The organism is Candidatus Margulisiibacteriota bacterium (assembly GCA_028715625.1).
Lineage (GTDB): Bacteria > Margulisbacteria > Riflemargulisbacteria > GWF2-35-9 > GWF2-35-9 > JAQURL01.
This window is the reverse complement of record JAQURL010000066.1, coordinates 1-13,920: the sequence shown is the minus strand read 5'-3', so window position 1 is coordinate 13,920 and position 13,920 is coordinate 1. Positions and strand designations below refer to the sequence as shown.

Annotated in this window: 17 protein-coding genes; all 17 read left to right on the top strand. The window is 39.3% G+C overall.

Annotation, left to right across the window (positions count from 1 at the left end):
• Positions 1–516: flagellar hook-basal body complex protein (locus tag PHV30_09860; GenBank protein ID MDD5457321.1), on the top strand; the 516-nt coding region annotated here is incomplete at its 5' end.
• A 5-nt stretch (positions 517–521) separates the two neighbouring features.
• Complete coding sequence (flgA, locus tag PHV30_09855) at positions 522–1,217, top strand: flagellar basal body P-ring formation chaperone FlgA (protein ID MDD5457320.1); 696 nt, start codon at positions 522–524, stop codon at positions 1,215–1,217.
• Between the two features lie 10 nt (positions 1,218–1,227).
• Complete coding sequence (locus PHV30_09850) at positions 1,228–1,788, top strand: flagellar basal body L-ring protein FlgH (protein ID MDD5457319.1); 561 nt, start codon at positions 1,228–1,230, stop codon at positions 1,786–1,788.
• Positions 1,789–1,794: 6 nt separating this feature from the next.
• Entirely contained in the window at positions 1,795–2,919 is a 1,125-nt protein-coding gene (locus PHV30_09845; protein MDD5457318.1) for a flagellar basal body P-ring protein FlgI, read from the top strand.
• A 12-nt stretch (positions 2,920–2,931) separates the two neighbouring features.
• Positions 2,932–3,267: a rod-binding protein gene (locus PHV30_09840; GenBank protein ID MDD5457317.1), complete on the top strand. Its 336-nt coding sequence runs from the start codon at positions 2,932–2,934 to the stop codon at positions 3,265–3,267.
• Between the two features lie 76 nt (positions 3,268–3,343).
• Entirely contained in the window at positions 3,344–3,661 is a 318-nt protein-coding gene (locus tag PHV30_09835; protein ID MDD5457316.1) for a flagellar biosynthesis anti-sigma factor FlgM, read from the top strand.
• A gap of 19 nt (positions 3,662–3,680) precedes the next feature.
• Positions 3,681–4,127, top strand: coding sequence for a flagellar export chaperone FlgN (gene flgN / locus PHV30_09830; GenBank protein ID MDD5457315.1), 447 nt, complete (start codon positions 3,681–3,683; stop codon positions 4,125–4,127).
• A gap of 12 nt (positions 4,128–4,139) precedes the next feature.
• The gene (gene flgK / locus PHV30_09825) at positions 4,140–5,531 is read left to right on the top strand and encodes a flagellar hook-associated protein FlgK (protein MDD5457314.1); all 1,392 of its coding nucleotides are present in this window, start codon (positions 4,140–4,142) and stop codon (positions 5,529–5,531) included.
• Between the two features lie 12 nt (positions 5,532–5,543).
• Positions 5,544–6,776 (top strand): flagellar hook-associated protein FlgL, encoded by a 1,233-nt coding sequence (gene flgL / locus PHV30_09820; protein ID MDD5457313.1) that lies wholly within the window; start codon positions 5,544–5,546, stop codon positions 6,774–6,776.
• Between the two features lie 14 nt (positions 6,777–6,790).
• Positions 6,791–7,249 carry a flagellar assembly protein FliW gene (gene fliW / locus PHV30_09815; GenBank protein ID MDD5457312.1) on the top strand — a complete coding sequence of 153 codons (459 nt, stop codon included), beginning with the start codon at positions 6,791–6,793 and terminating at the stop codon, positions 7,247–7,249.
• Positions 7,249–7,470, top strand: a complete 222-nt coding sequence (gene csrA, locus PHV30_09810) for a carbon storage regulator CsrA (GenBank protein ID MDD5457311.1) — start codon at positions 7,249–7,251, stop codon at positions 7,468–7,470. The genes fliW and csrA overlap by 1 nt, the downstream gene beginning before the upstream one ends.
• Positions 7,471–7,473: 3 nt before the next feature.
• On the top strand, positions 7,474–8,265 hold the full coding sequence (locus PHV30_09805) for a hypothetical protein (GenBank protein MDD5457310.1): 792 nt from the start codon (positions 7,474–7,476) through the stop codon (positions 8,263–8,265).
• 217 nt (positions 8,266–8,482) lie between these two features.
• Positions 8,483–9,919: a flagellin gene (locus PHV30_09800; protein ID MDD5457309.1), complete on the top strand. Its 1,437-nt coding sequence runs from the start codon at positions 8,483–8,485 to the stop codon at positions 9,917–9,919.
• A gap of 193 nt (positions 9,920–10,112) precedes the next feature.
• Positions 10,113–10,673 (top strand): elongation factor P, encoded by a 561-nt coding sequence (gene efp / locus PHV30_09795; protein MDD5457308.1) that lies wholly within the window; start codon positions 10,113–10,115, stop codon positions 10,671–10,673.
• Positions 10,674–10,827: 154 nt separating this feature from the next.
• On the top strand, positions 10,828–11,304 hold the full coding sequence (gene accB / locus PHV30_09790) for an acetyl-CoA carboxylase biotin carboxyl carrier protein (GenBank protein MDD5457307.1): 477 nt from the start codon (positions 10,828–10,830) through the stop codon (positions 11,302–11,304).
• Entirely contained in the window at positions 11,297–13,006 is a 1,710-nt protein-coding gene (gene recJ, locus PHV30_09785) for a single-stranded-DNA-specific exonuclease RecJ (GenBank protein MDD5457306.1), read from the top strand. Before accB ends, recJ begins: the two co-directional genes overlap by 8 nt.
• 8 nt (positions 13,007–13,014) lie before the next feature.
• The coding region (locus PHV30_09780) for a hypothetical protein (GenBank protein ID MDD5457305.1) at positions 13,015–13,920 on the top strand (906 nt) is incomplete at its 3' end.

Below are 13,920 nucleotides of genomic sequence, written 5' to 3'. Positions count from 1 at the left end.
TTGGATGTGGCCATAGAAGGCGAAGGTTTTTATCAGGTGCAAATGCCCAATGGAGATATGGGTTACACCAGAGCAGGAAATTTCAAGAAAGATGGTGAGGGGTATCTTACTACCGCAGATGGGTTTTATTTATATCCTATGGTCCAAATTCCTGAGGATGCCAAAGATGTGTTTATCAGCCCTGAAGGAAAAATCACAATGACCAAAACCGGTGATTCCACTACAACAGAAATAGGTCAGATACAAATAGCCTATTTCGCCAATCCCGCAGGTCTGGAAAATATGGGCCGCAATCTGGTATTGCAAACACCGGTTTCAGGAGAGCCCATTATAGAAAATCCGGGGACAAACGGATTGGGCACTCTGGCTCAGGGTTATCTGGAAAATTCCAACGTGGATATAGCTGAAGAAATGATCAAGATGATCATGGCTCAGAGAGCTTATGAAATTAATTCTAAAGCTATCCAGTCATCGGATGAAATATTGGCCATGACAAATAATTTGAGAAGATCATAAAAAATATGAAAAAAAGTTTAATAATTATTATTTTAATATTTTGTTGTAATGCTCTCCAGGCAGTTACTATAGATTTCAATGAATTGGAATCAAAGATTAAAAAAGAGCTGCAGAAAAATTTTACAGATAAAAATTTTAGCAGAATGGAAATCGAATGCATGAAACATCCGTCGGTAATATTCCCGGAAGGCTCCTACAAAATAGTGGTCATGAGTCCCGATAAAACCCAGGGGCTCGTGACCATCCCTGTTGAGATTGTAGGAAGCACTCAGAAGAAGTCATTACAGATGATGGCTAATGTGAAAATCTGGGGGAAAGCGCTGGTCGCGAGAGATATGCTGAATAGAAAAAGTCCGATAAGTCCTGATAACATACAAGTCAAAGAAGTGGACCTCACACCTTTGCTTTCAGCTCATAAAACCTATTACCGGAATTTTGAGCAGGTTAGAAATTTAAGAGCCCTGGCTTATCTGAAAAAAGGTGACATTCTTTGTGAATCAAATACAGAAAGGAATCCAGACGTAAATATAAATAAAATTCTGGCCATGACCGCGACCAGGTCCAATATAGAAATAAAAATTCAGGTTAAAGCTTTGGAAGAAGGATTTATCGGCAATACTATTAAAGTTTTGAATATGAAGCATAATAAAACATTGACGGCCAGAATAATAAACAGTGACGAGGCTGTTTTGGTTAATTAAGGAGAAAGACATGAAAAAACTTTTAATAGTTATCATTTGTTTATCTGTTGGCTTCGGTGAATCATTATGGCGTGGAGAGAAAAGCGGTCTTTTTGATGATCACCGTGCCAAATATGCCGGTGACAGCATTACCGTAATCGTTCAGGAATCGGTTACGTCCAAGCAGAAAACAGGAAACAGCATCGGCAACAAAAATAATGTTACCATGGGGCCCGGTACAGGTTATGCAGGATTTATGAGTACCGCAACTTCATTCCCCAGCGAAAGTTCTTTTAAGGCTTCCGGTGAACAATCCTCCGAAGGAGAGTTAAAGACCGAAGTTACCGTTCGTGTTAAGGAAGTTTTGGCTAATGGCGAACTTATGGTTAACGGCACAAAGATAACCAATTTGAATGGCGAAAAACAGATAATAGAAATATCAGGTATTGTCAGACCGGAAAATATAATTGAGGGTAATAAGGTCTATTCTTCAAGTTTGGCTGACGCGCGTATCACCTATACTCTTGACGGTGAATATAAAAACGCGTCCGAACCCGGTTTTATAACAAAAATATTTAACATGGTGTTTTAAGGGGATATGATGAAAAAATTGTTTTTAATGTTAGTAATGATCGGGGTTCTGGGCTATGCTCTGGATAGCAGTGTTTCTGTGCGGATTAAGGATATTTCCAGACTGGAAAATATGCGCGAGAACCAGCTTATCGGTTATGGTCTGGTTGTTGGTCTGGCCGGTACCGGCGACGGTAACAATAACCAGGCTACACTCCAGGGTATTGCCAATATGCTTTCCAACTTCGGAGTACAAATAGACGCATCCAAAATAAATGGAAACAACGTAGCCGCTGTTATGGTTACTGCCAAAATTAAACCGTTTAATGTTACCGGAGATGTGATCGATGTGGAAGTCAGTTCAGTGGGTAAAGCTAAAAGCCTCAGGGGCGGGACCCTGCTTTTGACTCCTTTAAAAGCAGCCAACGGAGAGGTATACGCGGTGGCTCAGGGTCCGTTATCCATAGGTGGTTATGCAGTATCCAATGTTGGTAATATGCAGATAAAAAACCATGCGACTGCAGGAAGAATTCCCAACGGAGCTACTATAGAAAAAGTTGTTAACTCTCCTTTGATGACAAACGGTGAGCTTACATGGGTGCTTGATGATGAGGATTTTACCACCATTGAAAATATCAGACAGGCAATCAAAACCAAATTTTCTGATCTAACTGTAAAAGTTTTAAGTGCCTCCAAATTTTCCATTGTAGTTCCGGACAGATATCTGGGCCGTTATATGGACAACGTCGTTCAACTTATTTCTCAGATCAATAATCTGCAGGTAAATTCAGACATGGTCGCTAAAATCGTTATAAATGAAAAAACCGGTGCTCTGGTGATGGGTGGCCCTATCAAAATATCACCAGTGATCATAGCTCATGAGAATATGAATATTACAATCAGAAATACAGATAGCATTTCACAACCAGCTCCTTTGTCAGATGGGCAGACCGCTTTGGTAAAAGGATCTGTAATAACCGTTGAAAATAAAAACGGAAGTGAACCATTCAGAACCATAAAAACAGAAAATAACACGATTGAAGATATGGTGTCTATTCTTAATAATATCGGAGCAACTCCGCAGGATGTAATAGCTATATTACAACTTATGAAGGAAGCAGGCGCGATTAAGGGGAAGCTGGAAATTATTTAATCTGGAGAAAATATGGAAATAAATAAAAATTTGGATTATACACATTTAACCAAAGCTGCCACCGACAAGCAGCAGGAAAAAACCATCAAAGCAGCCAAAGAGTGGGAAAGCTATTTTATCGGTTACATGTTAAAGGAAATGCGTAAAACCATACCGAAGTCAGATGTCTTGGGCAGTGACGGATTTGCCAAAGATACTTATTATGAAATGCTGGACCAGCAACTGGCGCAGAATATAGCGGAAAACGGGGGGTTTGGTTTCGCTAACAGCTTATATAAAAATTTATTTAATCAACAAATGAAAATTGTTAACCAGCAAGAGCTGGAGAAGGTTTATAAGGGGGTGTGATTATTCATTAAAGTTTTTCTTTTTTCTACCGATAATATAATGTAATATATGATCAATCAGTAGAAAGGGGAAAACGATGCCAATTGAATTAAATGCCTTTGATGAATTCCGTAAGGTTCAGTTGAACCGTAGCGAAATCAAACGCGACAGAGAAAAAGTTGACAGTACTAAAGCCGCGGAACCGCAGGAAGCAAAGGCAGTAATCGAAGAAAACAACAGGGCCTTGAACCTGGCGCTGAATAATAAAGAGTTCGATGTTAATCTGGACAAGGTTAAACAAATTAAAGAAGAAATTGAAAAGGGAAATTATAAAGCAAATTCTGAGAAAATAGCAAAGAGGTTGGTTTTAGGTGAAAAAAGAGGCGAATTTAATTTGGGACTATTTGATACGTAACCTGCAAGAGCAGGTCGTTGTGCATAACGACCTCAACCTGATCCTTATTCAAGAAACCGATATTTTAATAAATCATAAAGTAAAAGACCTGAGTCAGGTAACCCCTGTAAAGGATAAATGTACGGAAAAAATTCATAAACTAAGTATGGAATTAAAGGATAGTTTTAGCAAGATTTTGATCACAGACGGGAAAAAGCAAATACGGTTGAATGACATTATAGAGGTAGCACCCAATATGATTAAAGAACAATTAATTCTCTTACAAAAAAATTTAAAAAATATTTCCTCGGAAATCTATAAAAATAATTTTATGAACCAAAAATTGCTGGAGAATTCCATGAAATATATCAGCTACATGATGAAAAAATTTGTGGAGATTACCAGTGATGATCAAACTATTTATTGTGAACGCGGTTATACGCGAAATCTTGGCGGACAGCAGAATTTTATGAGCGTAGTGGCTTAAGGGGGAAATAGTATGGTTTCAAACGGTATAGAAATTGCTAAAAGGTCACTGGCGGCTCAAAGATATGCCATGGATGTTATCGGTCACAATCTGGCCAACGTAAATACCGAAGGTTATAGCCGTCAACAAGTAGTTTTGCAAACAACAAATCCGATCCTTATTCCGGTAATTAATAAAAACAAACCGCTGGCCTCACTGGGTACAGGTGTTATGTTAACCCAAATCGAAAGGATACGCGATGACTTTCTGGATTCACAGCGAAGAGGAATAAGTAATGATAAGGGTACCTGGGACCAGCAGTATACAAATTATGACATGATCCAGGGTATTTTTAATGAACCGTCGGATACCGGCATTGCCGCAAATATGACCAAATTTTGGGATGCATGGCAAAATTTGGCTACGCCGGATCCCAGCAGCGCGGGCGCAAGGTCTAACCTTGTTTCTCAGGCCAGGGTTTTGGCTGGCGCTTTGCAGCAGACTCGGACCCAATTGGTAGATTTACAGAAAAATAATAATACTGATATAGGTCTTAAGGTAGCCAGAATTAATGATCTGGCCGATCAAATTGCAGTAATAAATGGACAGATCGTGGAGTCTAAAGCTTCCGGTGACGCGAACGATCTTGAAGATAAACGTAATGTACTTGTGGGAGAGATGTCACAACTGGTTAACATGGAATATTATGTGGATACAACCGGTTCTTCTACAATTGCTATAGGTGGATCATTTATTGTCGCAGACCGCAATACCAATCATTTGGCCGCTACTATTGACACCAACAATTACGGATATAACAAAATAACCTGGGAAGAAAACGGCAAAAGTGCCTTAATTAACGGTGGAGAACTTTATGGGCTTATTAAGTCCAGGGACGAAAATGTTGCGGGCTATATTGATAACGTGGATACATTTGCCGCTAAACTTATAGAGACAATTAATAATCAACATAAAGCAGGCTTTGATTTAAAAGGTGCCCAGGGAGGGAGCTTTTTTACAGGAACAGATGCGAGCGATATCAAAGTCAATGAAGAATTAATAAATGATCCTTCCAGGGTTGCGGCATCAAGCAGAAATACCGATTCCAACGGCAATGGTGAAAACGCAATCGCTATAGCTCAGATTCGTAACAGCCTGACCATGAACTCAAACTCAACTACGCTGGATGAATTTTACCAGAACATGATATCAAACCTGGGTACAACCACAGCTGAAACACAGACGTATTCTGATATTAACGCCGGTCTTCTTTCACAGGTGGATAAACAGATAGTAAGCACATCCGGGGTATCCATAGACGAGGAAATGTCTGAACTTATTAAAACCGAACAGGCGTATCAGTCTGCTGCCAAATATATGCAGGCGGTTCAGGATACTATGGATACGCTTTTGAAGATAGTATAAAGGAGACAATGGATGAGAATAACTAACGGGCTGATAGCTGATCATATTTTGGAAAATCTGCAAAATAACATGTCTAAAGTTGCAGATTTGCAGAAAGAATTAAGTTCCGGCAAAAAGTTTGAGAAACCTTCTGATGATCCGGTAGGTATCAGCCGAGCGATGCGAGTTAACGCTCTGATCAGCAAAGATGACCAGTACATGAAAAATCTGGACAATTTGTCTCCTGTGTTGCAGGCGACGGATTCTACTTTGCAGCAGGTGGTTACACAGATGAACAGCGCCACAACTTTGATGAAGCAGTATGACAATTTTTCTGTTCAGGAAGGTAATAAAGATTTGCTGGCAAATAACATGGACGAAATATTAAATTCAATCCTGGACTTGGCCAATACCAGTTTTGACGGAAAGTATATTTTTGGCGGTTATAATACATCCACCAAACCGTTTATAGTTGAAAATGGGAAAATCAGATATCAGGGAACGGATGATTCCTTGAAAACCATGATCAGCGATACCGAGACTGTAGATATGAGCGTTTCGGGGAATAATATATTTACAACGCATCAGATACTTGGCAATTCGATTATATCAAATAAAGACAGTAATATTGAGGAGCCTTCTACCAATCAATTTCAAATAACAGTTGGCACAGCGGCACCTATAACTGTGACTGTAGGTGCAACAACAACAGACATCAGTCTTCAGGATATTGCTGATGCTATAAATCATTCAGGTGCGGAAGTAAAGGCTTATATTAAGGAGACTACAGGCGGGTACAAGCTTAAGCTGGTTTCAAATTTTGTAGGTGGAGACGGTCAAATAAGCCTGCAAGACATTGCTGCTGACGGGATATTGGAAAAAGTGGGACTGATTGATAACACCAATAGCATAGTGGGTACGCAGAATAACTATAATACGGGCGTATTGGACCAGCTTCTGGCCGTGAAAAATAAAATGCTGGCTGGAGATTCCAATATCAGCCAGGAAGAACAAAATATCAAAGACGGTTATCAGAATATTCTTATGAACCAGGGCAAGATAGGAATTATGACTCAAAGCGCTGATAACAGAAAACAACTTATGGAAGACACAAAAATAAACAGACAGGAACAATTATCTTCTATTCAAGATATCGATTATGCGGAGGTGATGACAGAGTTAAACAGAGAAATGATGGCTTATCAAGCCGCTATCCAATCAGGTGCGAGGATTATGACCCCGACTCTGATGGATTACATTAAATAGAAAGGAGTATATGAATGAAAGTTAATACTGTTCGGTTCGGAGAAATTGATGTGGAGGAAAACAGAATTATAAATTTTGTTACAGGCCCAATGGGGTTTGAAGAGAAAAAGAAATGGGTGTTAATTGATAACGGTCTTCTGGGATGGTTACAGTGCCTGGAGGATCCTGAGCTTGCTTTTGTTGTGGCAAATCCTTTTGAATTTTATGGTGATTATGAATTCGAGATCAATAATATGGAAATGGAAAAACTTAAAGTAATTTCCAATACTGATGTGACAGTTTTATCCATAGTATCAGTGCCGCCTAAGGTGGAAAATATGACCATAAATTTGTTGGCACCGATTGTAATTAATTACAAGGAAAACTGCGCCAGGCAGGTTATTTTGAATAACAATAAATACTCGGTACGTCATTATTTATATAATGATCTGGTGAAATGCGCACAGGTTAAAGAGAAGGTCGTGGGTGCCTGATGCTGGTCTTAACGCGCAAGCTGAACCAGTCCATTGTGATTCAGGATAACATCATCGTGAAGGTGGTGGAAATCGGTGACGGCAGTGTGAAGATTGGTATTGAGGCTCCCAAGGCAATACCAATTCACAGGGAAGAGGTTTATGAAGAAATTCAGAAAGAAAACATGCGCGCGGCCGACTTGCCGAAAGAGTTAAACTTAAAAGGGTTAATTAAGGAGTAACCGATGGTTTCCTCTATAAATATAAATAATTTGTCTTATGATTATATGGATTCAAACTATCGGTTTTCATTTACTGACAAGGACGATCGCTTGTCCTTAAAAGACGCTATTTACAATCCGGGAAGCAATGACACGGTTAAATTTAGCAACATAACACTGGATGATATGAACCAGGAGTTGCTTAACTTAGAAAATACCCAAAATAAAACCGCGCTGCTTTTGGACTTTAATTCGCAACCCAAAGAGGTGAAAGAACTGTTTCAAAAGATAGCCAATGGTAAATACGGTACTTTCGTAAAAAGAAACGCCGATGCTTTTATTCTGGGCAGGAATTTTGAAAAAGCCAATAGCTCCGGAATTTTTCTGGAAGACCTCGGGACTTCTGTATCCAAGGAAACAGGGGCGCAAATAACAGACGGAACTGCGGAAAAAGTTGTAATGGTAGACTCGTTTAATACTGTGTTTAATCAGATGGGCACCAAGAATAAGGGGGACAAGATGTTTACGCAGTTTTCCCAAATTCTGTCAGTTTTTACCAATGAATTGAAACAAGCATATTTTATGTCCAAGGGTAAAATAAAAGAAGACGCAGATGTTTATACATATTTAAAGGGTGCGTTAACTGATGTACAGTCATATATAGAAAAAGGTGGGGAACTGCATTTTGTTAAAAGTTCAGGTAAAGAAGTATTTTCTACAGCTCTGGATATGATGATAAGTAATCTGGACAGTTATATAAGTAAATCGTCATCAACATCAAATCGGGTTACGGTAAAATTTCAGGCAATAGCCTAAAAGGAGGTTGACGTAAAAAATACAAAAAAAAGAATATAAACAGGGAATTATATAGTTTAGCCGGACCGCTTGTCGGATGCTCACAAATATATTTCCCAGTTAATTTGTAATAATTTTGAAAATATAAGGTTTGTTCATAAAACAGGGGGTGATGCGTAGAAAATTATTAGCAAAGGATATGGATATCCTTTAAAAACATCAAAATAGGAGGGAAAATATGCAAATTAATCATAATATAGCAGCGTTAAATGCCTGGAGAAATTTAGGAGTATCAAACTCCAACTTGGGTAAATCATTGGAAAAGCTGTCATCCGGTTACAGAATTAACCGCGGTGCCGATGACCCCGCAGGATTGCTCATTTCAGAGCAGTTAAGAGCTCAGATATTCTCTATGGACCAGGCTGTCAGAAATGCTTCTGACGCGATATCGATGGTACAAACCGCTGAAGGTGCGTTAACAGAAATGAACAACATGTTAAACAGCATCAGAACATTGGCAGTACACGCGGCCAACACCGGTGCCAACGATACGAACTCAATCGCAGCAGACCAAACAGCTGTTGATAAGGCTATCGATTCAATGCAGAGAATCGCAACTACTACCAAATATGCGGGCAAGAGTCTGCTGGACGGCAGCGCAGGTACTTCTATAGACGCGAAAACAGCTCAGGCCAGCAAATTGGGTGCAATAGTAGTGGGACAGGTTAACGCATCCGGAAATGTAGATATCAATATAACCACAGTAGCCTTAGAGGCAACCTATGCCACAACAGCTATCGCGGCTTGTGCCAACGGTACATTGGCAGTATGGGTAGAAAGCGGCGGCATAGCCAGGGCAATTGGTTCATATTCTGTGGGTTCAACGGTAGGTAGTAACGGTGCGGCAATTGCTTCATTAATAAACGCCGACAGCGCAACAACCGGAATATACGCATCAGGTAACGGTACTACTGACCTGAACATATGGTCATGCGGATATGGAGACAGTTACAAGTTAAGAGTAATTATCTCCAGCAACCTGATCAACGCGGCGGCAGACGTCAACACCAGCAATCTGGGAACAGACGTGGCCGGCAGCTTCGGCGGAGACGCGGTAACCGGAAGCGGCTTGGTGCTATATGGTTCTACCAATAGCGCCTGGAGCGGAACAAGTATTGCTTTGGCTTCTAACCATTCAACCATAGCCGGCGCGCTATCTATAGTTACAGGTGCGCTGAAGTTTTCCTTAACAGACGATGCTTCATCGGCAAATATCATTACTTATTCCATAGCCGATATGAAAACCAACAAGATCGGTGTTGTCGCGAGCCTTAGCAATACCAATGGTTTAGCTGATGTTAAGTCCAGCATGACCTATGCTCTGGGGACCAACGCGGCAGGTGCGGTACAGATTATCGACGACGCGATTAACGATGTATCGAACCAGAGAGCAAATTTAGGTGCCTTCCAGAAGTATACTCTGGAAACCACCATTAACAACCTTGGTGTAACCAAAGAAAATCTGACAGCTTCGGAATCCCGTGTAAGAGACGTGGATATGGCTTCGGAAATGATGGAATTCACCAAGAACCAGATATTGGTACAGGCAGGTACTGCGATGTTAGCTCAAGCTAATCAGTTACCTCAGTCAGTTTTAAAATTACTGCAAGGTTAAACTAAAGTTTCCCCAACCCCTCTCTACTTTGCAGAGGGGTTGGGATGAACTTTGCAACAGCAAATACATTGCCAAATTGACAATGTATCTATCCGAAAATAAACCCAGATAGTTTTGCGCCTTATACCCTACGTATACAGCCATAATTTTCATATGCTATAATTAATTAACTTATAAACAGGAGATTTATAATATGGTGCTTGGTGCTTCTGAACTACGTCCCGGGAAAATAATTGAGCTCGACACTGAATTATTCAATGTAGTCGAGTATAACCACAATAAAACCGGTCGTGGCGGAGCGGTTATCAAAGTTAAAGTACGCAACCTTAGCACCGGCGCCACAACCGAAAAGCTGTTCAGACCTGGCGATAAAATTCAGGATGCACATATTGAAACCAGACGGATGCAATATCTTTATAAAGACGACAATCAGTATACATTTATGGACGTGCAGAATTTTGAACAGATAACTGTGGATAGCGCCAGTCTTGGAGACGCTGTAAGTTTTATTGTGGAAAACAATGAAGTGGACCTGCAGTTTTATAAGGAAAAAGTTGTCGGAGTTTATTTGCCTTTTAATGTTACTTTAAAAGTTATAAAAACAGAACCCGGGCGCAAGGGAGATACAGTGACTAACGTCACAAAACCGGCCACCCTGGAAACAGGTCTGGTTGTTCAGGTTCCTATTTTCGTTAATGAGGGAAATTTTATAAAAGTTGATACCAGGGACCATAATTATATAGAAAGGATGTAAACACAAGTTAAATTTTTTTAAATATTATATGACTCGACGCAAAATGGAGTTGCGGCAAGGAAACGAGCGACGAAGACAACCCAAGCTATGCCGCAGGCTTCGTCTAGGCGAGCAAAGCCGCAAACCATTTTGCTAAGAGTCAAAGGAGAGATAAATGAATCTAAAAGATTTGGAAAAAGTTATAAAATTGGTTGAGAAAGCTAATATCAGTCAACTTAAAATAGAAGAAGACGGTACAAAAATAGAGATAGTTAAAGACGATATCTGTACTGAAGCGGCACAGCAGGTGCAAACAGCGATTGTCCCGGCAGAACAAAAACAGCAATCCTTACAGCCCATGAAAACACAGGCGCTGGAAAAGCAGCCTGAAGAAAGCTTAAAAGAAAACGATGTTACCATTGTTTCACCTATGGTTGGAACTTTCTATTCAGCACCTTCTCCGGATGCTCCCCCGTTCGTGAAAGTGGGCAGTTCGGTAAAAAAGGGAGATACGGTTTGTATTATAGAAGCCATGAAGTTGTTTAATGAAATAGAATCAGAATGGGATGGAAGCATCGTTAAAATACTTGTTAAAAATCAGGATACAGTCGAATTTGGGCAACCTTTGATGATTGTTAAGAAGGATGTATAGCCAGGGTTGCAGTCAATGGAAATTTACGGATCACGATCTGGATAATATTCAGAGGTTCGCTGATTTATTGAATGTTCCCCCGGTAATAATTCGAATTATTTTTAACAGAGGAATTACCGAAGAAGCCGACATCAGAAAATTTTTAAACCCTTCTCTGAAGTATATTAATAAAAACTTTTGTCCGTCCCAGATAGATAAAGCCATACAAAGAGTTATCAAAGCTATCAGGGAGAAAGAAAAGATTGTCATATTCGGTGATTATGACGCAGATGGTGTTACTGGAACAGTTGTTCTTTTCGACGCGCTGAAATCTTTGGGGGCAAAAGTAGAATATTATGTTCCTTATCGTTATACAGAAGGCTATGGTTTGAATAAGCAGGCCATTCAGAATTTTAAGGAAAAAGGGATTAATTTGATAGTTACAGTTGATTGCGGTATAAGCAATTTTGAAGAAATTAAACTGGCTAATGAACTGGGTATTGATGTTGTTATCACGGATCATCATACACCGCCTGCTCAACTGCCGCCGGCTTATGCGGTGGTTAATCCTAAGTGCGAACATCATGATTTGTCGGAATATCTGGCCGGAGTGGGTGTTGCTTATAAATTTGTTTATCATTTGTATAAGGAATTTAAGGATGTGGATTTACTTACGAATAAAAAATATCTGGAGCTGGTAGCCATAGGCACTATTACAGATGTAGTTCCTTTACTTGGCGACAACAGGATTTTTGTGAAAAAAGGTATTGAAAAATTAAACAGGGAAACTTCATTGGGACTATACTACTTATTGGATCAGGTACGTAATGGCGGTATAAATACTACCACAATCGGATTTGGCATCGGACCGCGTATTAATGCCGCTGGGCGTCTGGATTCGGCCAGCGTTGGCATAGAGCTGCTGACTACCAGGGATAAAAATAAAGCCAAGCAACTGGCTAATGATTTGAATGCTTTAAACGAAAAAAGGAAACGAGAAGGTGAAAAGATTTTTTTTGAGGCTACCAAAATCATAGAATTGAATGAAGAAACACTTAACCGCAAAGTCATTGTTTTGTCTTCCGAACAATGGGAACCGGGCATTATCGGAATAGTAACTTCCCAGATGGCAAAAAAGTTTGAGAGACCAGTAGTGCTTATTACTACCAAAGGTAATATATCCCGCGGTTCTATACGCAGCTTTTCCGGTATTAATATTTTTTCCACCCTGGAAAAGTGCCAGCATCTGCTTCTTAGTTATGGTGGGCACAAAGAAGCAGCCGGTTTTGAAATTGAAAAGAAACAGATCGAGGAATTCAAGGATTTGTATGCTACACTTCTGGACCAGTACCTGGAAGGCGAAAATTTAAATACAATAATCCACGTGGACCATGAGTTAAAAATGTCTGATATAAACTATAAATTATATGAAAGTCTGAAGGCTCTTGAGCCTTTCGGTGAAGGTAACAGAGAACCTGTTTTCATTACTAAAAAGCTGAATGCTATTGATTATAACTGTGTGGGCAAAGACCGCAATCATATTAAAGTATTATTTATTCAGGGAACAGACCAGATTGAGGCTATAGGCTATAAAATGTCGCATTACATGAAATTACTGGAAAGTTATAATACTTTCGATGTGGTTTACAATTTGGACGAGAATAATTATAACGGTCAGAAAAAGTTGCAGATTAAAATGCTGGACTTGAAACCGTCATATTAATTTCAGGTATGTCTTTCCATTTTCTGGATTTTACTCAGGATATAACTGCCGAAATCTTAAAAAATATTAAAGATAAAACTTTGCTGGTTTTTCCCACCGAAAAGAACAAACGTAAAGCGATTAAACAATATCAAAACAACTGGAATTTCAATGAAATTCAATTTCTTACTATGGATGAGTTAAAAAATTGTTTCTATTTACCATCCATTCCAATTGTAAGAAGCGAATTGCGCCATCTGACCTTTTTTAATGTACTACAAATGCGGGAAAAGGAATTTTTCAGGATAAACAGCTATTTCGATGCCCGGATATGGTCTAATTATTTTTTTAATTTTTGGGAAGAGTTGCAAGAAGAAATGATTGAGAATATCGATATACAGGAATTGGGCCTGGAAGCCAATCTGGACGAGTCTACAATAAATTGGCAGGAACGTATTTATAACATTTTTGTAGCCATAAAAAGAAACTATAAAGATCATTTGCTTAAGCTTGGTTATACAGATGTTATCTTTTCATATGTGCAAGAAAATATTAATTTTGATTTTTTAAAAAGTTTTAAAACTTTAATTCTTGCCAATCAGTTTTATTACACAAAACTGGAGAAAGAAATATTGGAACATATTAGTAAAAGCGGAGTAGAAATCCAGATTTTTTATCAATTGCCGGAGAAGGTACTGGACAAACAAACCCTGGAAATAAAGACCTTTTCTTTGCAGGACCTGCTGCTAAATAAGCAGTTTATAAACAGTATTGAAATTTACAAGCCTGCCGATTTGTTCCTGCAACTTACCTCTGCGCTTAATGTTTTAAAAGAGCACCCGGAAATCAGCAATATAATTGATATTGATTTTTATGATTCCCCATATCCGCAATATTTGAACCGTCAGGTTTTTGAGATATCAGGCATGGCCCCG